This window comes from Methylomonas fluvii (genome assembly GCF_014850975.1).
GTDB classification, from domain to species: Bacteria; Pseudomonadota; Gammaproteobacteria; order Methylococcales; family Methylomonadaceae; genus Methylomonas; species Methylomonas fluvii.
The window spans coordinates 521,379-540,739 of record NZ_JACXST010000001.1; the positions used below are offsets into that span (position 1 = coordinate 521,379).

Annotated in this window: 18 protein-coding genes; 5 read left to right on the forward strand and 13 right to left on the reverse strand. The window is 53.9% G+C overall.

Going from position 1 to position 19,361, the window contains the following annotated elements:
* Positions 1–307: 307 nt before the first annotated feature.
* The 4 genes from EBB_RS02450 to mnmG are packed head-to-tail and all read right to left on the reverse strand — an operon-like array spanning position 308 to position 4,416.
* Complete coding sequence (locus tag EBB_RS02450) at positions 308–1,156, reverse strand: ParB/RepB/Spo0J family partition protein (protein ID WP_192392311.1); 849 nt, start codon at positions 1,154–1,156, stop codon at positions 308–310.
* Positions 1,153–1,929: a ParA family protein gene (locus EBB_RS02455; RefSeq protein ID WP_192392312.1), complete on the reverse strand. Its 777-nt coding sequence runs from the start codon at positions 1,927–1,929 to the stop codon at positions 1,153–1,155. Before EBB_RS02455 ends, EBB_RS02450 begins: the two co-directional genes overlap by 4 nt.
* Positions 1,922–2,548, reverse strand: a complete 627-nt coding sequence (gene rsmG, locus EBB_RS02460) for a 16S rRNA (guanine(527)-N(7))-methyltransferase RsmG (protein WP_192392313.1) — start codon at positions 2,546–2,548, stop codon at positions 1,922–1,924. Before rsmG ends, EBB_RS02455 begins: the two co-directional genes overlap by 8 nt.
* The gene (gene mnmG / locus EBB_RS02465) at positions 2,548–4,416 is read right to left on the reverse strand and encodes a tRNA uridine-5-carboxymethylaminomethyl(34) synthesis enzyme MnmG (RefSeq protein ID WP_229427560.1); all 1,869 of its coding nucleotides are present in this window, start codon (positions 4,414–4,416) and stop codon (positions 2,548–2,550) included. Before mnmG ends, rsmG begins: the two co-directional genes overlap by 1 nt.
* A 54-nt stretch (positions 4,417–4,470) precedes the next feature.
* Here mnmG and EBB_RS02470 point away from each other — a divergent pair, with 54 nt between their 5' ends.
* Genes EBB_RS02470 through EBB_RS02480 form a run of 3 tightly spaced genes read left to right on the forward strand, consistent with a single transcriptional unit; the run spans position 4,471 to position 7,742 of the window.
* Positions 4,471–4,710, forward strand: a complete 240-nt coding sequence (locus tag EBB_RS02470) for a DUF7230 family protein (protein ID WP_192392315.1) — start codon at positions 4,471–4,473, stop codon at positions 4,708–4,710.
* 27 nt (positions 4,711–4,737) lie between these two features.
* Complete coding sequence (gene ribA / locus EBB_RS02475) at positions 4,738–5,346, forward strand: GTP cyclohydrolase II (protein ID WP_192392316.1); 609 nt, start codon at positions 4,738–4,740, stop codon at positions 5,344–5,346.
* 8 nt (positions 5,347–5,354) lie between these two features.
* A complete protein-coding gene (locus EBB_RS02480) occupies positions 5,355–7,742 on the forward strand; it encodes a Lon protease family protein (protein WP_192392317.1) in 2,388 nt (795 codons plus the stop codon).
* Between the two features lie 205 nt (positions 7,743–7,947).
* Here EBB_RS02480 and EBB_RS02485 read toward each other — a convergent pair whose 3' ends face one another.
* Positions 7,948–8,790 (reverse strand): matrixin family metalloprotease, encoded by an 843-nt coding sequence (locus EBB_RS02485; protein WP_192392318.1) that lies wholly within the window; start codon positions 8,788–8,790, stop codon positions 7,948–7,950.
* A 278-nt stretch (positions 8,791–9,068) separates the two neighbouring features.
* Between EBB_RS02485 and EBB_RS02490 the strand changes: the two genes are divergently transcribed.
* Positions 9,069–9,980 carry an ATP-binding response regulator gene (locus EBB_RS02490; protein WP_223146787.1) on the forward strand — a complete coding sequence of 304 codons (912 nt, stop codon included), beginning with the start codon at positions 9,069–9,071 and terminating at the stop codon, positions 9,978–9,980.
* 23 nt (positions 9,981–10,003) lie between these two features.
* Here the strand turns inward: EBB_RS02490 and EBB_RS02495 are convergent, their stop codons facing one another.
* Positions 10,004–10,525, reverse strand: coding sequence for a GNAT family N-acetyltransferase (locus EBB_RS02495; protein ID WP_192392319.1), 522 nt, complete (start codon positions 10,523–10,525; stop codon positions 10,004–10,006).
* Positions 10,526–10,794: 269 nt separating this feature from the next.
* Positions 10,795–12,141, reverse strand: a complete 1,347-nt coding sequence (locus EBB_RS02500) for an IS5 family transposase (protein ID WP_225587194.1) — start codon at positions 12,139–12,141, stop codon at positions 10,795–10,797.
* 161 nt (positions 12,142–12,302) lie between these two features.
* Here EBB_RS02500 and EBB_RS02505 point away from each other — a divergent pair, with 161 nt between their 5' ends.
* The gene (locus tag EBB_RS02505; protein ID WP_225587207.1) at positions 12,303–12,944 is read left to right on the forward strand and encodes a zinc ribbon domain-containing protein; all 642 of its coding nucleotides are present in this window, start codon (positions 12,303–12,305) and stop codon (positions 12,942–12,944) included.
* A gap of 11 nt (positions 12,945–12,955) precedes the next feature.
* Here EBB_RS02505 and EBB_RS02510 read toward each other — a convergent pair whose 3' ends face one another.
* From EBB_RS02510 to EBB_RS02535, 6 genes are all read right to left on the reverse strand, one after another.
* A complete protein-coding gene (locus EBB_RS02510; RefSeq protein ID WP_192392320.1) occupies positions 12,956–13,426 on the reverse strand; it encodes a hypothetical protein in 471 nt (156 codons plus the stop codon).
* A gap of 122 nt (positions 13,427–13,548) precedes the next feature.
* Positions 13,549–13,953: a hypothetical protein gene (locus EBB_RS02515; RefSeq protein ID WP_192392321.1), complete on the reverse strand. Its 405-nt coding sequence runs from the start codon at positions 13,951–13,953 to the stop codon at positions 13,549–13,551.
* A complete protein-coding gene (locus EBB_RS02520) occupies positions 13,953–15,689 on the reverse strand; it encodes an Hsp70 family protein (RefSeq protein ID WP_192392322.1) in 1,737 nt (578 codons plus the stop codon). The genes EBB_RS02515 and EBB_RS02520 overlap by 1 nt, the downstream gene beginning before the upstream one ends.
* A gap of 17 nt (positions 15,690–15,706) precedes the next feature.
* Positions 15,707–16,357, reverse strand: coding sequence for a nucleotide exchange factor GrpE (grpE, locus tag EBB_RS02525; protein ID WP_192392323.1), 651 nt, complete (start codon positions 16,355–16,357; stop codon positions 15,707–15,709).
* Positions 16,354–16,689, reverse strand: coding sequence for a J domain-containing protein (locus EBB_RS02530; protein ID WP_192392324.1), 336 nt, complete (start codon positions 16,687–16,689; stop codon positions 16,354–16,356). Before EBB_RS02530 ends, grpE begins: the two co-directional genes overlap by 4 nt.
* Before the next feature lie 6 nt (positions 16,690–16,695).
* A complete protein-coding gene (locus tag EBB_RS02535) occupies positions 16,696–19,191 on the reverse strand; it encodes a hypothetical protein (protein WP_192392325.1) in 2,496 nt (831 codons plus the stop codon).
* Positions 19,192–19,361 lie beyond the last annotated feature (170 nt).

Sequence of the window (19,361 nt, forward strand, 5' to 3'; positions counted from 1 at the left end):
CTTCCCCTTTCGTCTTGAGCTGGGCGATTATATCCAGCCAGCACGTCTAAAGCAAGGTAAGCACGTTCAGCAAGAAGCAATCAGCGTCGCCACCTTGTTGATTTGGCAAGACTATCCCAACAAGCTCTCTGCCAGCACCAAACCACAACAGGCATATTCCAAACATTCAATCCCAACGCTTACAGCAATACACATGCCATTTTGTAACATACTGATTTTTTGAAACATTGCCCAAAGCAGCAATGTAGCAAATCCGACAAAACACTGAACCATGGCCGGAATACGACATTTGCCGGCACCGGCGCACTCAATTGATTTTTTTTATGATGCCTTCCAGCTCTTCCAAACTGGTGTAAGTAAAAATCAATTTACCTTTGCCACTGCTTTGATGATTGATTTCCACCTTGGCACCGGTTCGTTCACTCAGGTCGCGTTGCAAACGCAAGGTATCCGGGTCGACTTTTTTTACCGCGGCGGGCTTATCCTCATGCAGTTCGCGCACCAGCTTTTCTACCGCTCTGACGGTCAAACCCTGTTTGACGGCTTTATTGGCAATTTCGACCTGTTTGGCTTCGTCCAGACCCAGCAATGCGCGGGCATGTCCCATTTCCAGCAAACCCTTGCCCAACATGCCTTTCACTTCACCGGCCAGTTCCAGCAGGCGAAGTAAATTAGTGATCGTAGTGCGCGACTTGCCCACTGCGGTAGCGATCTGCTGATGAGTGAGCTCGAACTCGTCCTGCAACCGATGCAGCGCCTCGGCTTCTTCCAGCGCATTCAAATCCTCGCGCTGAATGTTCTCGATTAAGGCTATCGCCATCACCGAACGATCATCCAAATCCTTGATCAATACCGGCACGTCCTGCAACTCGGCCAATTGCGCCGCCCGCCAACGGCGTTCGCCGGCGATGATTTCGTATTTTTCGCTATCTATTTTGCGGACGATGATAGGTTGGATGATGCCTTGCGCGGCAATCGAATCGGACAACTCCTTCAGCTTCTCCGGATCCATGTCCTTGCGCGGCTGATACTTGCCGCGCTGCAAAAACTCGATAGGCAAACTTTGCGTGTCTTGAGATTTTTCCGGCACCGGTGCGCTCACGTCGCCCAGCAACTCGCTCAAACCTCGCCCTAAACCGCGTTTTTTTTGTATCATTTTTTTGCCGCTTTTTCTTTTCTGATCATTTCGCCGGCCAGCGCGATGTATGCCATCGCCCCGCGCGAAGCTTTATCGTAAGCCAACACCGGTACGCCATGACTAGGCGCCTCGGCCAGGCGAATGTTTCTGGGAATGGTGGTTCGGAAAACTTTGTCGCCGAAATATTCGATCAACTGATCAGAAACATCCTTGCCCAATCTACTGCGGCTATCCACCATGGTTCGCAAGATACCTTCCAGATACAAACCCGGATTGACGCTATCGCGGATGCTGCGCAAAGTCGACATCAATGACGACAAGCCTTCCAGCGAATAATATTCGCACTGCATCGGAATCAACACGCTGTTGGCGGCCACCATCGCGTTTAGGGTCAGCATATTTAGGGACGGCGGACAGTCGATCAAGATGTAGTCGTACTGTTCTTTTATTGTCAATAAAGCGTCGGCCAAGCGCCGCTCACGATGCTGCGCACTCATCAACTGCACTTCGGCGGCCGTTAAATCGGCGTTACCGGGAATCAAATCAAAACCCAGCTGCTTGTTTTTCACGACAATCTCGGAAACCGGCACTTCTTCCAGCAACAACTCGCAGCTGGAATATTCGATTTCTTCTTTATTCACGCCGCAGCCCATCGCCGCATTGCCTTGCGGGTCCAGGTCGATTAACAACACCTTGCGCTTGGTAGCCGCCAACGCCGCCGCCAGATTGACGCTGGTGGTGGTTTTGCCAACTCCGCCTTTTTGGTTGGTAATTGCGATAATCTTAGCCATGCTTGGGTTTCTCCAGTCGAATCAGGCAGCGCTCGGCGTCTATGCCGGGTACCGTCAGCGGAATCACGCTGTATGTTGCGGCCAAGTCTATCAGCTCCTGCTCGGGCTGCTGACCTTTCATCGCCAGCAGCACGCCATCGTCCGCCAGCAAATGACCGGTGAGTTGCAGAATATCTGGCATGCTGGCAAACGCCCTGCAAAGCACCGTGGAAAATAATTCTGCCGGCTCCAGCAGCTCAACGCGGCTATGCACTACCTCGACATTTTTCAGCTTTAACTCCAGCACGGCCTGTTGAACGAAACGGGTTTTTTTGGAGTTGGAATCGACCAAGGTGAAATGGCAATCCGGCCGGCAAATCGCCAACGGAATGCCCGGCAAACCAGCACCAGTGCCAATATCCGCAACGCGCGAACCATGAAGATACGGCAAAATCGCCAAGCTATCCAGGATGTGCAGATTAACCATCTCCAACGGATCGCGCACTGCCGTCAGGTTATAGGCTTTGTTCCATTTTGCTATTAAGTTGACGAACCGCAGCAAAGCATCGATTCGCTCGCCGCCAATGTCCAGCGACAAGGCACTTAAGCCTTGCTCCAGTTTTTCGCGACAGATGTCCATCAAGCGCTTTTCTTCTTCAAATGCACCAACAATAAAGAAATCGCCGCCGGGGTGATGCCGGGAATCCGTGAGGCCTGGCCCAGGGTTTCCGGGCGTTGTTTTTTGAGTTTTTCGCTGACTTCGTTAGACAGGCCAGACACCAGACTGTAATCGACGTTTTCGGGTAATTTCAAATGCTCGTAGCGCTGAGTCCGGTTAATTTCGGTTTGCTGCCTGTCAATATAGCCGGCGTATTTGGCTTGAATCGCCACCTGTTCGGCCACTTGCTCATCGACTTCGGTTTCGTCACTGAAACGCAGCAGATTCTCGACATCGACTTCGGGCCGACGCAGCATTTCCATCAAGCTAGCTTCTTTCAACAACTTTTTACCCCACAACTCTTCGGCCAGCGCGGCTTCATCAGATTCGGTTCTGATCCATTTTTTCGCCAACTTGCCTTGCAGATTAGCAATGGCTTCGCGCTTTTCCTCAAAACGTTGCCAGCGGGCATCATCAACCAAACCCAGCTCCCGGCCTTGTTCGGTCAAACGCAAATCGGCATTGTCTTCGCGCAACTGCAAACGGTATTCGGCGCGACTGGTGAACATTCGGTAAGGCTCGGCGGTGCCGCGCGTGATCAGATCGTCGATCATCACGCCAATGTAGGCTTCCTCCCGACCGGGACACCAGCTTTCCAGGCCTTTGGCCAGGCGGGCGGCGTTCAAGCCGGCGATCAAACCTTGGGCGGCAGCTTCTTCGTAGCCGGTGGTGCCATTGACTTGGCCGGCGAAGAACAGTGCGTTCATGTGCTTGGTTTCCAGCGAGGTTTTCAAATCGCGCGGATCGAAAAAATCGTATTCGATCGCATAACCGGGGCGGACGATCTCGGCATTCTCGAAACCCAGCATGGTGCGAATGAACCGGTATTGAATATCAAACGGCAAACTGGTGGAAATACCGTTCGGGTAGACTTCATTGGTGGTCAAACCTTCCGGTTCGACGAAAACCTGATGCGAATCGCGGTCGGCAAAACGCACTACTTTATCTTCGATAGACGGACAGTAACGCGGACCGACACCTTCAATAATCCCGGAATACATCGGCGACCTATCCAGGCCGGAGCGAATGATGTCGTGGGTTTCTTGATTGGTGCGGGTGATATGGCAGCAAATTTGCCGTGGATGCTGTTCACGGCTACCCATGAACGAGAACACCGGCAACGGGGTGTCGCCGTGCTGTTCCTGCAAACTGCTGTAATCGATGGTCCGGCCATCGATACGCGCCGGCGTGCCGGTTTTCAACCGGCCAATCCGAAACGGCAACTCCCGCAAACGCTCGGCCAAGGCAATCGATGCTGCATCGCCGGCGCGGCCGCCGCTGTAATTTTCCAGACCGATGTGTATACGTCCAGCCAGGAAAGTACCGGCGGTCAGCACCACAGCTCTAGCGTTAAACTCCAGGCCCATCTGGGTTTTTACGCCCACCACTCGCTCGCCTTCGACCAACAAATCGGAAACGGTTTGCTGAAACAAAGCCAGATTGGGTTGATTTTCCAGCGCAGTGCGCACTGCCTGTTTATACAACATCCGGTCCGCCTGCGCCCGGGTCGCCCGCACTGCGGGGCCTTTGCTGGCATTCAGAATGCGGAACTGGATGCCGCCTTTGTCGATGGCCTGTGCCATGATACCGCCCAGCGCATCTACTTCCTTGACCAGATGACCCTTGCCGATGCCACCTATCGCCGGGTTGCAGCTCATCTGCCCCAGGGTCTCAATGTTTTGCGATAACAACAGAGTTTGCGCACCAGAACGGGCAGCAGCCAAGGCTGCCTCGGTACCGGCATGACCACCGCCCACTACTATCACATCAAAGTCTTTCTGGAATTTCACAGGCATTCTATGTTCAAATAAAACGTTATTTTAATAGCTTGCGGAGAAAAAAGCATGAGAAAACAAAACCCCAGCAAGGACTTGCAAGACAAGCCCAGCAAAAACCCGGTGGCGAAATTCGCCCATCAGTTCAACAAAGCGCAGGTTTTCGCCGACAAAACCCGCTATCGCCGCAAAGCCAAACATGCAGGCCTGGAGCCTTTCGTAATCGTTGCCCACTCAGCAATTACGAAAGGCTCCAGGCTATTGGCCATCGCTTCTGCCGCTAAGCAGTCGCGCGCACGTGCCGCTTAATGCCGCAGATTGAGGACTCCCACAGCAGTGAAAGCAAGCATAGAAGACAAAGTTCAAACCCGAATTCCCACCAAACACGGCGAATTCATCCTGCACTACTACAGCAACAACCTGGATAAAAAAGAACACGTCGCCTTCGTGAAAGGCGAGGTAGCCGGCAAGGAAGACGTGCCGGTACGCATCCATTCCGAGTGCTTTACCGGCGATGTGCTGGGCTCGCGGCGTTGCGATTGCGGGGAACAGCTAGATATGGCCCTAGATTTGATCAACACCGCTGGCTGCGGCGTACTGATTTATCTGCGCCAGGAAGGCCGCGGCATCGGTTTGCTGAAAAAACTCCAGGCTTATAACCTGCAAGACCAGGGGCTGGATACCGTGGATGCCAACATCAAACTCGGCCACTTGGCCGACGAACGCCAATACGACATTGCCGCGCTGATTTTGAATAGCTTGCAAGTCCGCTCTATCGAACTGATCACCAACAATCCATTGAAAATAGACGAACTGACCAAGCTGGGCATCAAGGTGAACAACCGCATTGCCATCGAAACCCGCATTCATCAAGACAATCTTGAATATCTGAAAACCAAAGCCGAACGCATGAGCCACATGCTGTCGATGCCTAACAGCAAATAACCCGCATCATGCTTGAACAATTAAAATTGCCGGTCTCAGCCCTGAAGCTGGCGATTGACTTGCCCAGCGCCGCGCCAAGCACACAACACAACGTCATCCTCGGCCAAACTCGCGCCCAATCGGCTCTAGCTTTTGGCATCGCGATGAAGGCACCGGGCTACAACATCTTCGTGATGGGCGACCCCGGCACCGGCCGCCTGTCCATGGTCAGCCATTATTTAAGCACCTATGCCGAACAGCAAGAATCGCCGCTGTCTTACGCCTATGTCGATAACTTCGAGAATCAACGCGAGCCGGTAGCTATCGAATTACCATCCGGGGAAGGGCATAGTTTTGCCAAGGACATCGAAAAGCTGATCGACGACGTGCTGGCCACCTTTCCGGCCGCCTTCGAAAGCCCTAGTTACCAACAAAAAAAGACGGCGATAGAGCGCCGCTTTAACCAGCGTTACAACGCCGCCATCGATCTGGTCGACGCCAAAGCCCGGGAGATGAGCGTGGCGCTGTATCGTGACAGCGACACCATCACCTTTCTACCAATTCGCAACGACAAAGCGCTGGACGAAGATCAGTTCACCCTGCTGCCGCAAGCGGAGCGCGACGCCTTCCACCAGCACACTGAAGAATTGGAAGAATTTCTTGGCGACGTATTGCTGGAACTGCCGCAATGGCGGCGCACGCTGGTGGAAGAAACCCGCCAGCTCGACAACGACACCATCAAGCAGGCTTTGGAACCGCTGCTGGCCGAGCTGAACGACAAATACCAAAACGTCGATGACGTGATTACTTACTTGGCGGAAATCGAAAAAAGCCTGAGCAATACCATCGGTGAATTGCTGATGCCCAGCCGCAGTCAGGATAGCCGAGAGATCATCGCCAAGCGCTTGGCGCTAATCGAGCAATATCTGCCCAATATCCTGGTAGATTGCAAACACGACGGCAACGGCGCGCCAGTCATTTACGAACCACATCCGATCTATCAAAACCTGTTCGGCCGCATTGAGTACATCAGCGACCAAGGCACGCTGGTGACCAGTTACCGGCGCATTTGCCCCGGCTCCTTGCATCGCGCCAACGGCGGTTATCTGATCCTGGATGCGGAGAAAATCCTGACTTACCCCTTCGTCTGGGAAGGATTGAAGCGAGCGCTACAAGCTGGCCGTATCGAAATCGAATCACCTTATTCCGAACTGGGCATCAACACCATTACGCTGAAACCCGGCGTGATTCCGCTCAATGTCAAAGTCATCCTGGTCGGCTCGCGCGACATTTACTATTTACTGGAAGAGCTGGATAGCGAATTCAACGAAATGTTCCGGGTATTGGCCGACTTTGACGACCACATCAAACGCAGCCCGGACAATGTCAGCCAATTTGTCACATTGTTAAAACGCCACGCCGCCGACTCCGGCGCCAAAGCCTTGACCGACGGCGCCTTGCTGCGCTTGATCGAATACAGCTGCCGCTTAGCCGAAAACCAACAACGCCTGTCCGCGCACGTCAACAGCTGTCTGGAAATCATCGCCGAAGCCAATTTGTTGGCCAGCCAAACCAACGCGGCTAACATCGATAAGGCCGAGATTGAACTGGCACTATCGGCACGTGAACAACGCAACGGCCGCATTGCCGAAGCCATCCTGGAAGAAATGCTGGAAGGCACCATTTTGATCGACACCGACGGCGAGGCCATAGGTAAAGTCAACGGCCTAACGGTGATGGACATCGGCGGCAGCAGTTTCGGCGCGCCGGCGCGGATCACCGCCACCGTGCACCCAGGATCCAGAGGCATCGTCGATATTGAGCGTGAAGTGGAACTGGGCCAACCCATCCACTCCAAAGGCGTGATGATTTTGAGCGGCTATCTCGGCCATTGCTATGCCCAGCAATTTCCGTTGGCGATCTCTGCCAGCATTGCCATGGAACAATCCTACGGCCACATAGACGGCGACAGCGCCTCCTTGGCCGAGCTGTGCTGTTTGATCTCGGCACTGACGCGCACACCGATTCAACAAGGTTTTGCCATGACCGGCTCAATCAATCAGTACGGCGAAGTACAAGCCATCGGTGGCGTTAACGAAAAAATCGAAGGATTTTTCGAACTTTGCGCGGCGCGCGGTTTGACCGGCCAGCAAGCCGTGATCATTCCGGCATCCAACAAACGCAATTTAATGCTGAAACAGCAAGTGGTGGATGCGGTGGAGCAAGGCCTATTTGCCATTTACACCGTATCCAGCGTCGATGAAGCCTTAAGCCTGCTCACCGGCCAGGAAGCCGGCCGCATTAACTCAGAAGGCCAATATCCGGAAGGCAGCGTCAACTTCAAAGCCGTCGCGCGTTTGAAGGAAATTTCCGATATGTCGGTGGATGAGGATAAGGAAACCGAGACCGGGGCATAATTCCGCCCCGGCTCATCAACCAAGATTACAGCAAGATACAACCCGTACAGTCAGCGGCAACCGATTGAAAATGCTCACTATCTCTGAGACATGAGTGAGAGCAAACCCTTAAAGACGAGGGCTTCAATAAACCTAGTTAGCCTTAATCGAAGACATTCGGATAAGGCTGACCAGGCGGTTTAGAATAAAAAAGAGTTATCGCAAGCTAGGCCATATCGCGCTTGCGATTCAGCCATGACAGGCCGAACAGGGCCGCGCCGAAAGACCAGACCGCTGCCGGCAATGGAACCGGAGCAGGTGCGCCGTAGAGGTATTGGATGCCGGCGATGTCGTCTGCATCCAGCGTGCGATTGATTTTGCCGAAACAGGACCCGCCCACTTCCATCACCGGGCAACTACTGTCAAACGTGGCCGGGTGCGCCAAACCCAGGGCGTGTCCCAGTTCGTGCAGCAACAGGCTCTCGAAGTCATTCGGTGCGGTAGAAGAGCCTCCCGGAAAAAAAGTATCGCCATCCTTGCCCGGTTGAAAGCCATAAAAAGAGTTCGCATCAAAAATTATATCGCCGCTACCGGTACCGCCGTTGGGTGGTGGCGCATAGCCAACCGCACCACCGCCGGAAGCAAACGCAAATACGCCGATGCGTATATCCGGATTGCCAGCCGCCGGGTTATTGATGGCTAATCCGGAATCTGCAAACGGTCCGACAAAGCTGATGTTGGCGACGCTGGCCCATTTATCCATCGCAGCTTCAATAGCGCCCTGTAAATCCGTCAGCAACGTCGGGGTGTAACCTGTGCCCGGCGAATTTTCGATGTTGAGCATGGTTTGGGCGGTGCCCGGGCAAGCATCGCCGCAATAAGCCGACCCAGGGGTGCCGGCCGGGATAAAGCCCCAAGTTATCGTGCCGCCCGGCGTGCCCGGTGTATTGCTCCCACCCCACTTCAATACCCCGCCACTGACGTCATCAAAAGTGTTAAACGCCATCGAGGCATTGGAAACCAGCAAAAAGCCGATGCCGGCAAACACTCTATACAATCTGTTAACCATGATAATTCCCCCAATTTCCGTCTTTAATCCAACCGAGGCCGCAAACAATCGCGACCGCACCAAAAGCAAGCAGCATTTTTGCCCTTATGCTTTTGTGATCCATTTAACATATATTTGAAAAATCGCAAAAATAAATAGTCGATACTCGCTTTGCCGGCAAAATAGGGATTGGCAGCTAAACTTTGTTTCGAAATGCTATTTTGTAAAATGGCAGACTGTCTGTGAGGCCAGGGCTACTAAAATGTTTGCATTATCCGGAGCTTCAAGGAGATTTGGCGTTGAAATCCAATTCCGACTATAAAGCCAGCATCCTCATCGCCGACGATGCTCAACTGATGCGGGACATCCTCCGCACATATCTGCAATCCGCCGGGTACGAAGTTCAATCCGCGGAGGACGGACTCGAAGCTTGGCAAATGTTGAACAGTAGCGAAAAGCCGTTTGACATTGTGGTTACCGACCGCAACATGCCGCAGATGGATGGCATGGCCTTATTGGCCAAAATCAAAGCTGACCCGCGTTTTAGCGATTTGCCGGTTATTTTTCAGACCGGTGAGTCATCGCGAGAGTCAATTGTGGAAGGCATTCAAGCCGGGGTTTACCATTACCTGACCAAGCCCTACGACGAAAAAATTTTACTGGCTTTCGTAGCGGCAGCACTGGAAGACAGCCGCCGCCACAAAGCGTTAAGAAACCGGATTAGCAACAAAAAGGTGGCGCTCGGTTTATTGAGAAAAGCGGAGTTTTCTTTCCAGACCTTGAGCGAGGCCAATGGCTTGACCGCACTGCTGACCGGTTTGTCATGCAACCCGGAAAAGGTCGCCACCGGGCTTTCCGAATTGCTGCTCAACGCCGTCGAGCATGGCAATCTGGGCATTAGTTATCAAGAAAAAACCGAACTGGTAAGTCAAGGTTGTTGGCGGGAAGAAATCGAGCGCCGACTGGGGTTGCCCGAATATACAGATAAATTCGTGCAGGTTAAAATCGTTAGAACACCCACTCAGACCATCTTTACCATCAAGGACCAGGGCAAAGGCTTCGATCCATCTCCTTACCTGGACTTTTCCCCTGAACGCGCCACCGATCTGCATGGCCGCGGCATAGCCTTGTCGCGAATGTTGAGTTTCGACGCGCTGGAATACCTTGGAAACGGCAATCAAGTGATTGCCACCGTTAATTTACCGGCCTAGGTTTTGCGCTTAAACAGCCTGGCTTACAGGTACTTTTCCAGTAACTCCAGAGACAAATCCGCCACTTTTGGCGTCCACATCTCAGGATTTAGCGGAAACGCTTTGCTAATACCTGTACGCCGATAGCCGCGCCGTTCGTAAAACGCCATCAATTCGGCCCGACAAGGGATCACCGCCATCACCAAATGATTAACTCCCCAAGTTTGCACAGCCTCCGCTTCCGCCGCCGCCAACAAACGCTTGCCAATTCCCAGACCTTGCATAGCCGGCGCGACCGCCAACATGCCGATATGCACCTGTTGATCGACATTTTGTAAATGCACCGAACCTAACAACTCTCCCTGCCGCCGACACTGCAAAATCATGGTCCCCGCACCGGCGATTAAGCCCATAATATCCGCCGCATCAGTACGCCGACCATCCAGCAAATCAGCTTCAGTGGTCCAGCCCTGCCGGCTGGATTCGCCGCGATACGCCGCATTGATAAACTCCGCCAATTGCTCGGCATCGGCCGGTTCGGCTCTGGTAAATGTCAGTTCCAACATGATTAACCTCAAAAAAGTCGCTGCTTCGGCAAATTAACTTGCGCGCAAATAAAACCTTCCCGGAGCAGAAAAAATCCCGGCCTTGCTGCTAAGGTTTATGGGCAATAATCTGCGTTCATCTTCCCCACCAAGCCTGGAGCCCCAACATGAAGCCATGCCCCAAGTGTCATCGGGATGTGCCGCCCGCGGAGGAAACCTGCCCTCACTGCTGCATCGTCTTTGCTAAATAGTCGTCCCTGAAAAAGCCGATATTTTCCGAACACCAGCATTCAGGCCGACAATAAAAACGGCGCGCTCAATGGCCGCGCCAAAATCCGACATGGCGGTCTCCAAAAATGAGGCAAAAAAATCCTCAACTGCCTGAGGATCATACGGATATTGTGGCCAGCACCGCATAAGATGGCATGCATGGCATCGCCCAGTTCGCCTTTCAGGTAATTGCGGCCCAGCAATCCGTCGTTTTTGAGGTGCCCGATGACGGGTTCGATGGCATTGCGGCGTTTGAGGGCGCGTTTGAGTCGCCGGGTGTTTATTCCTCTCTTTTGCCGGGCTTTGTAAATGGTCACGTTCGGGACCTCGACACCACGGTATCCTAAATCCACAAAAGCTTCTTTTGCGCGTGTACCGCTTAGAATCTCCGCCTGTTCCAGACACGATTCCAGGGTGTGTCCATCGTAGGGATTACCGGAAAAGCTGCGGGCGCCGAGCACAAAATTACTTTTGTTGGTGACGGTGATGCCCACTTTGACGCCGAATTCATACTTCTTGTGGACTTTGCCTTTGGAAATGCATTCGACTTCCGTGGCGTGGAAACTGTACAGCTTGTTTTTATCCTGGGGTTGTTGGTTCAAAATCCGTTGGGTTTTCTCTAGCGTCTCTTTAAAAGCCAATTTGACTGCATCGGATTGATCCGTCAATTGGCGCTCGATATCTCGGTAAACCCGACCCACCAAAGTTTTGAGCTGTTTGAGCATTTTGCGTTTGCGCTTCATTTGCTTGGCATGACTGTACCGGTTCGCCATCATCAGCAAATAGGGGGCTTTGCGGTTGTAGTTCTGCCGTAGTGTAATCTCATGCTGCTCAGCCAGACGTACCATGTGCTGGCGACAGCGTTCATACAATTTTCCATCGGTCGGATACGTGATGGCTTTCTCTTGCACCGTGCTATCAACCGTCACCGATTCAAAATCCTGTTTCTTCACGGTCTTGCTGGCTACGCCAGCCTGGATCGTCACCGATAACATCCACTCGCAACCTTCTTCTCCGATCCGTTTTCGCCAATAGGTCAGTGACGTGGGGTGGCAAGGTATCTGGTGTTGGAAATACTCTTCGCCACAAAAATATTGCCAATAGGGATTTTCAAGCCACTGTGCCACGACCGCTTCGTCCGAGCGTGCAAACGCATGTTTGAGGTAATGAAGCCCGGCAATAAGACGCGTTGGCAACGCCGGAGCGCCTTGGTTCTCGGTAAAAAATTCACCGAACGCATCATCCAGTACTTTCCAATCGATCAAATTTGCCAGTTGGTAAAGCTCATGCTTCGGATTCAACAGGTCGGCCAGTGGTGTGTTGAATAGATCGATTTGGCCGCTACTTTCTTGGGATTTTGGCTTCATTTTCGATAAAAATTTGCAAGAAATTAATATCTATTTTACTAATTTCTTGCAATTATTGCCCGTCTTTTTCTTCAATTATTTATTGTGTTTCAATGCTTTAGCCGTGAATTTGTGGCTTTTCAGGGGCGACTAAATATTTCAAATACCACGGCGATACGCCTATGTCGGCGGCGGAACGCCCGCAAGTTGTCATTACTATTGATGCACCCGCGGACACAGTATTTGGCGACGACGCCTACCGGGACAGCGAAGCCATCTTTATCGGCCGTTGCCTATTATTACCAGGATTTTTGCTGTGGAGCTGGTTGCTGATTACGCCGGGACTGGCTAGCAATGCGGTCGGCGCATCGTTTCTGCACCTGGTCAACCTGCCGTTTCACGAAGCCGGCCATGTGATTTTCCGGCCGTTCGGACAATTTATCACTTCGCTGGGCGGCACCTTAGGCCAACTCTTGATGCCTACTATTTGCATGCTGACCTTATTATTGAAAACCCGTGATCCGTTTGGCGCCGGCCTGTGTTTATGGTGGGTGGGCGAGAATTTCCTGGATATTGCCCCGTATATCAACGACGCCCGCGCCGGCCAATTGCCTTTGCTGGGCGGCAATTTCGGCCATTCCGCACCTTACGGTTTTCACGATTGGGAATATTTGCTGACCGAATCCGGCCTATTAGCCCAGGATCATACGCTGGCAAAACTCGCACAACTACTGGGTACCATCTTGATGATAGCGGCCCTGATCGGCTGCGGCTACGTGTTGTTCAAACAGCGGCAAAATCTGACTGGCTCAAAACCCGATTAGCCGCCAAGAATTTAGCCCAACCATGCTTTCACTTTTGCCTTCACCTGCGCTTTTACCTGCCGCGACCAACGGTAAATCTCGGTATCGACAATCTTGGCATGCGCCCACTGCAGCCAGCCCATCACGGTGTGATACACAAAAGCGATAAGCCCGAAGGTCAGCAACTGCGGCTTGGTCAATTTAAACACCCGCGACACCAGCAAGGTCCCCAGTAACTTGGCGAACACCTCTAATAAAATGCCTTGCAACAACAGGCCATGCACGATCAAAGACAGCGCCGCCAGATTCAGCGGAGTGACGATCAATACCGGAATCGTAAATGCCAGCAAAGCCATGGCCGGCGAAGTTTGCGCCAACCAGCGCTCAACACTTTCCAGCCTGAGCAGCAGAGCCAGATAGTGTCCGCAAGCCGACAGGAAATCCCACAACCATTCTTCAATGATCAGCAGGATGGCCAGCAGCGTAAGCAGGAGTTTTTTCATGGTGATTTCCCGATAGTTAGACGCAGACACTATACCCAAGCGCACTTACGCTTGTCGCCAATTTAAGTCTTAAAGGATTTGAATAGCCGGAATGCGTAGCTTAGCGGCAATCCGCTAACAGCCTAAGCAACGCTATGATTTGATTCCGCTTGCGCCGACAACTGGGCAATCATCTCGTCAAACCGGCGCAAGGTTTCATTGTCAGCTTGCAACATCTGTAACAGGCTTAAAATGCCGCGCGCTTCTTGCCAATCCTGCCGGCCCAAATTTTCGTACAGCGCCCGATATAGCTGTTGCAGCAAAAAGCCTTGCAACAGCTTTGCTGCAGGCGTTTGCTTGAAACTCAAGGAGCGCAACAGCGCCGGCACCGCGGTAGCCAACCGGCCGGCCCGCGTGGTTTGCAATGCGACACCTAGCCACTGCTCGGCCAAGCGTTGGCTACGGAAGATGGGCTGCAACTCGGCGCCGCAGCGCGGACACAGCGTATCCGCGCCTAGCCGGGCGTTGCAGGCCGGGCAGCGCTGCATCACGATTCCAGGTAGTAGATGATGTCGTTCAAGCGTTCGACCGGCTCCTTCAAACCGGCCTCGTCGTCGCTCTCCAGACAAGTCGAAATGGTTTCGATCAAATCGACCATGTCTTCCTTGTCTTCGGCGGAAACGGTTTCGAACAAGGCTTCCGCCTTCTTGATGACTTGCCGCGCGGCGGCCACGGCCGAGCTGTCGGCGGTCCGCCCGGCTTGTTCGGCCGAATCGCCGAACAAGCCGTCGATACGCTGTTTGGCGCTGCTCAGTTCGCCGCTATCGAAGCGGGAAATCGCGTTGTTGATGGTGATGGCTTTTTCCTTGCCGGAGGCTTTTTCCCTCGCCGAGACATGCAAGATGCCGTTCAAATCCAGATCCAGCGTCAAGGTGATGATGTTGCCGGCCGGCACGTCCAACAAGCCTTCGACCAAAAATTCGCCGATTTCGACGTTGTTCAACGCATCCGGGTCCTCGCCTTGAAAAATCCGCACGTTCACTTCGCGTTGATTGTCGGTAAAGGTTTCAAAAGCTTCGGACTTGCGCACCGGCAACACGCTATTTTTATGCACGATAGGTATGTATTGATACGGATAGGGCATGCCGTCCAGATAACCGACCGCGCAAGTGCCGAAGGTATAGGGCGTCACGTCGACCAAGACTGTGCCGATGTCCTCGCCGTTGATCATTGCCGCCTGCATCGCCGCGCCCATCGCCACGCACAAGTCGGGATCGACTTCGCCGTGCGGTTCGAAACCGAATTCCTCGAACAGCCGCTCGCGGATGCAAGGCGTGCGCGTCGAGCCGCCGACCAGGATGATTTCGTCGATGTCCGAGGCGATCAGCTTGGCGCCTTTTAGCGCAATGTGGGTGGCGTCCAGCGTGGCATTGATGTGGTCGGCGATCAGATCTTCGTATTCCGAACGCGCCAACTCCAGCGTCAAATGCAGCGGCGTGCCTTGGCGCTCCAGCAAATATTCTTCCTCTATCGTCGCATAGGGTTCGTCGGACAAGACCAATTTTGCTTGTTCCGCCGCCCTTACGATCCGCGCCATCGCCTTGCCGTGCGGCTCGACTTCGATGCCGAATTGCTGACGAATATGCGCCAAAATCCGCTCGACGATCAGTTGATCGAAATCGTCGCCGCCCAGATGATTGTCGCCATGGCTGGCCAGCACCTCGACGACGCCGCTCTGCACATTGACCACCGATACATCGAAGGTGCCGCCGCCCAAGTCGTAGACCAGCATACGCTTGGCATCGAGCTGGCCGGCGCCGTAAACCAACGCGGCGGCGGTCGGCTCGTTAATCATCCGCACCACCTCCAGCCCGGCGATTTCGCCGGCTTCGCGGGTCGCCTGGCGCTGAGCATCGGAAAAATAGGCCGGCACGGTAATCACCGCCTTGGCTATAGACCGGCCGACATAGGCTTCGGCAATCGCCTTCAAACGCTTCAGAATGATCGCGGAAATTTCCTGCGGCGTGTAAGCCTGACCGGCCATCGTGACTCGGGTATCCTGACCCATCAAGCGCTTGATCGACTTGACGGTGCGCTCCGGGTAAATCAGATATTGGTTGCGGGCGCTGGCGCCGACCAGAATCTCGCCGTTATCGTCCAGCCCGACGAAAGACGGCAAAATCTTGTGACCGTTGTCGGCGATCACGGTGACTTTGCCGTTTTCGACGATGGCGACTTCGGAGTTGGTGGTCCCTAGATCGATGCCGATGATGATGTCGTTCATGTGTATTCCCTGAATGCTTAAAGTTTATTGACCTTGACTTCCGCCAAGCGCAGCACTTGGTCTTCCATTAAAAAGCCCTTGCGCAGTTCTTCCAACACAACGGCGTTTGCCTGAGTGGGATCGTTACCGATGGCGAGGGTCGTCATGGTCCGCGCGTCGAAGGGCCGGCCGACGCAATCGATGGCAAACACCCGCCGGCGTTGCAGCATTTGTTCCAAGCGCTTCAGCGTGATTTCCTGGCCTTCGCCAACGCTGGCGATGAAGCGCACGTCCTGCGGTTTGGAATGCCGGAACAAGCCATCGACCGGCCGATACTGTCGCACGGCCCGGTAGCCGGCATCGAGCCGGTCGTAAATATCCAGCCACTCCAGCAGCAGCGCTCGTTCGTCCTCGCGACGTTGTAGTTGCAGGCGTTCGTTGGCTTTTGCCAATTCGTCCGCCAGGGCTTGATTATCGGCTTTCAGCGCGGCGACCGCATCACTCAAGCTATCCAGCGTGGCTTTAAATTGCCGCGACTCGGCTTTGACCTCGGTTTTCAACCCGGCCAAATCGCTGAATAAAGCGGTCAAATCCGGTTGGTCGATTGCGGTCAGATGGGCGAAATCGGTTTCCTGTAGATAGTGCTGCAAGGCTGTCAGCAATTCGTCTTGCGGGGTGTCTGTGGTCATGATGGCGTTTTAGTCAATTGAGCGAGCGATTTTTCGATGGACAGCGTGCTCAACAGTTTTAAGAAGTCGTCCGCGGCCATCGGCTCGCTGGCGCCCTGTTGACCAAACGCTTGCGCCAACAACGCGTCGAATTCGATGTGGGGCATAGCAAACAAAGCGTGGCGCAGCCGGCTGTCTTGGTCCTTGATCGCTTCGAAAGCCTCTTGAATTTGCCGAAAGCGCGCGGGGTCGCGGTCGGGCGGATTGTCCTTGACCCGCTGCAAATAGGCTTGTTTGATGTCGGCGTCGCTAGCCTGTTCGGGCACGCCCAGAATGTCATACGGTGAAATCATAAGCACTTAATTGAAAGGCAGCGAATACTGCGGAGAATCGTGGTTGAAGCGGGCAATGATGTCGTCGAAACCGACGCCGATCTCGAGTTTCAGTTCCTCGGCGGCGGCGAATACCGTCACACACCATAAGAAGTCTTGATTCATGAACAAAATCGCCAGGTTTTGCTCATCGCGGCCGTTGCCGTATTGACGCATGATGTTGGCGACGAACTGTTCGGGACCGCGCTTGCGCACCAACTCCTCGATTTTCTTTTCAATGCGCGCGAACACGGCATCCGGAATGTGGCCGAACAAATCTTCAATCGGATCGTCGCTGATGGGCGGCTGGTCGAAGTCGTCCGCTTCATCCTCCATCGGCAAATACTCGGGTCCGCCTCTAGCCCGTTCGAGCAGGCGTGCGATCAATCCGGCGGTCCTGTTGTCGCTATCCGCCCGCGCCTCCGCCGAAGCAATTTCCAAGCGGCATAAGCTCATGAAGTCCAAGTGGCTGGCATCGCCCTGGCATTCGGCCAGCGTCCGGTAATACATCAAGGCCGGCGTGTGTCGGCGGGCCTGAGCCGTTTTGGCGCAGTGCTTCAATAGCTCGAAATGACCGATGCTTTCCAAAGCTTGGCACCAGGCGAGCAACAGCGTTTCATGGTCCAGCAGCCATTCCACCGACTTCTTCAGCGGCGCTTTGACTTTGTCCAGGGCTTTCAGGATCAGGCTGTTATCGTCCAATTGCTCGTCGTAATCATTCAGCAAGCCGATCAGCCGCTGCAATTGCGGGGCGGACAGCAGATAGTCCTTAAACGCCGGCAGCGCGCGGCTAATTCCCTGTGTCGGCAGTTCCAACAGACCAGCTTCGATTTGCGCCTGCACATGCATATTGACTGGATCGTCGTACAGGCTTGCCAGCGTATCGGCGATGCGTTGCAAGCCCTGAGCCTTGTCCTCGGCCTGCCACAGATAAAAACCGCGCAACAACTCGGCTTGGCGGCGCAGGCTTTTATCGATGGTCAATTGTTCCGCCGCTTGAATTTCCTTTTCCACCAAATGAAATTTTTCGGCTTTCACCAAGCGGCGGGCGTGGGCCATGTGATTGGCAAACAATAGCTGTTTAGCCAAGGTATTGACCGGGTCTATCTGCAACAAGGCTTTGGCGTAGGCCGCGGCCTTTTTGAAGGCTTTTCTGGCGGCGGCGGATTTGGCTGCCCGCACCAGTAAATCGGTATCGCTGGGAAAACGTTGCAAGCCGCGTTCCAACCAGTGTTCGTACTGAGCCATATTTGGCCGCTGTTCCTGGTAAATCGTTAGCAGCTTCAGATAGCTTTGCCGGTCGTCAGGGTCGTATTCCAAGCTGTCGGCCAACAACGCCGCCGCTTCGGCGGAATAAGCCTTGTCGGCCATACGCCTGAGGATCAAGGCAATTTTGCGGTCGTTGGCCGGCCGGTCTTGTTTCAGAATATCGATGCAGCGTTGCCAAAAAAAACCGGCGTCGTAAGCGTTTTCGGCTTGTTCGTGCAACAAGGCCTGCAAGCGGTTTTCCTCGAACGGGTCCTTGCTGGCGAAGTGTTTGAAGTAGTCTTTTTCGCCGCCCGGATACTCGGCCAACGCGCCCAGACAATAGGCTTGCGCGGCGTCGTTGCCGAATACATCCCGATATTGCAAAACGAGATTGAAGCGGGTCTTGGCGTCGAGCTGACCGTTGAGTTTGACCAGCGCTTCCAATAACTGGCTTTGGCGGGCGTTGAGACCTTTGGCCTGGGCAACGATGCGGCGTTGATTGTGTTCCAAATTCGACAGACTGGCTAAGAAGTCCGCGCCGGATTGACGGTAAGCCAAGCAGGCCTTAGCCAGCGGTTGATAAGGTGATTCGTCGGGGATTTTGGCTAGCATGGCCGGTGCTTGCTCGAAATCCGCGCCCTCCAGTAGCTGAACTTTCAGCAGGGTGCGCAGATCGCGAAACGCCGAACGGAACGGCAATGGTTTCAAGGCATGCTCGCAGCCCTCGCGCTCGCCGTTACGATAGGCCGCCAGCGCTTGGCTGGCCCATTGCCAATGCTTGAGCAATGCGGAATCCTGGGGCAAATGCGGCAACAGCTCCGTGGCCCCGGAGACCAACAGCGCTCCCAAATAAACCGCAAGCGCCGGAAGCTCTTCGTCCAACTGCCGCGCGTCAAATCCATCCAATATGGCGTAGGCCTTCCGCTCGTTTTTGCCAGCCAACAGCCACAACTGGTAAACATCTTGCATTTGCAGCGGCGATTGCGCGTTAGCGGCGTAATTTTCCCAAAGCACGCAGGCTTCCTTGAACATGGCCTTGGCCGCCATGCCCCTGGCCCGCTGCAGATAGCAATCGGCCAGATAACGCTTGGTCTCGGCATCGCCAGATTGTTTTAATAACTCCTTGAACAGATCGCTCGCTTCCTTGTAGCGCCCGGCGGCATAGTGCGCCTGCGCTTTTTCCGGCAACGACGATTCCGAGAGCCCGGCAGAAATTTTTTGGATGATTTTTTTCATGGCTGTTTCGACATTAGTCCTTCCTGGAAAAGGGCATTATAAAACAGCGAGGGGGATAGGTGGCCGGTTATGCTTTTGTGTCTGGACTTCGATAAGCGTTTCTTTGATTGGCTACTCGCGAACGAGCAAAATCGACCCTTTGCAGACACCAGTACTATGCGCTTTATTGT

Excerpts from the sequence above, each read along its gene's own strand:
- EBB_RS02520 (WP_192392322.1), bottom strand. The coding sequence starts at position 15,689 with ATGAACGACATCATCATCGGCATCGATCTAGGGACCACCAACTCCGAA.
- EBB_RS02535 (WP_192392325.1), bottom strand. The coding sequence starts at position 19,191 with ATGAAAAAAATCATCCAAAAAATTTCTGCCGGGCTCTCGGAATCGTCG.
- rsmG (WP_192392313.1), bottom strand. The coding sequence starts at position 2,548 with ATGGACATCTGTCGCGAAAAACTGGAGCAAGGCTTAAGTGCCTTGTCG.
- EBB_RS02455 (WP_192392312.1), bottom strand. The coding sequence starts at position 1,929 with ATGGCTAAGATTATCGCAATTACCAACCAAAAAGGCGGAGTTGGCAAA.
- EBB_RS02530 (WP_192392324.1), bottom strand. The coding sequence starts at position 16,689 with ATGATTTCACCGTATGACATTCTGGGCGTGCCCGAACAGGCTAGCGAC.
- EBB_RS02500 (WP_225587194.1), bottom strand. The coding sequence starts at position 12,141 with ATGAAGCCAAAATCCCAAGAAAGTAGCGGCCAAATCGATCTATTCAAC.
- EBB_RS02515 (WP_192392321.1), bottom strand. The coding sequence starts at position 13,953 with ATGCAGCGCTGCCCGGCCTGCAACGCCCGGCTAGGCGCGGATACGCTG.
- EBB_RS02470 (WP_192392315.1), top strand. The coding sequence starts at position 4,471 with ATGAGAAAACAAAACCCCAGCAAGGACTTGCAAGACAAGCCCAGCAAA.
- EBB_RS02450 (WP_192392311.1), bottom strand. The coding sequence starts at position 1,156 with ATGATACAAAAAAAACGCGGTTTAGGGCGAGGTTTGAGCGAGTTGCTG.
- EBB_RS02495 (WP_192392319.1), bottom strand. The coding sequence starts at position 10,525 with ATGTTGGAACTGACATTTACCAGAGCCGAACCGGCCGATGCCGAGCAA.
- EBB_RS02505 (WP_225587207.1), top strand. The coding sequence starts at position 12,303 with ATGTCGGCGGCGGAACGCCCGCAAGTTGTCATTACTATTGATGCACCC.
- EBB_RS02480 (WP_192392317.1), top strand. The coding sequence starts at position 5,355 with ATGCTTGAACAATTAAAATTGCCGGTCTCAGCCCTGAAGCTGGCGATT.
- EBB_RS02510 (WP_192392320.1), bottom strand. The coding sequence starts at position 13,426 with ATGAAAAAACTCCTGCTTACGCTGCTGGCCATCCTGCTGATCATTGAA.
- grpE (WP_192392323.1), bottom strand. The coding sequence starts at position 16,357 with ATGACCACAGACACCCCGCAAGACGAATTGCTGACAGCCTTGCAGCAC.
- EBB_RS02485 (WP_192392318.1), bottom strand. The coding sequence starts at position 8,790 with ATGGTTAACAGATTGTATAGAGTGTTTGCCGGCATCGGCTTTTTGCTG.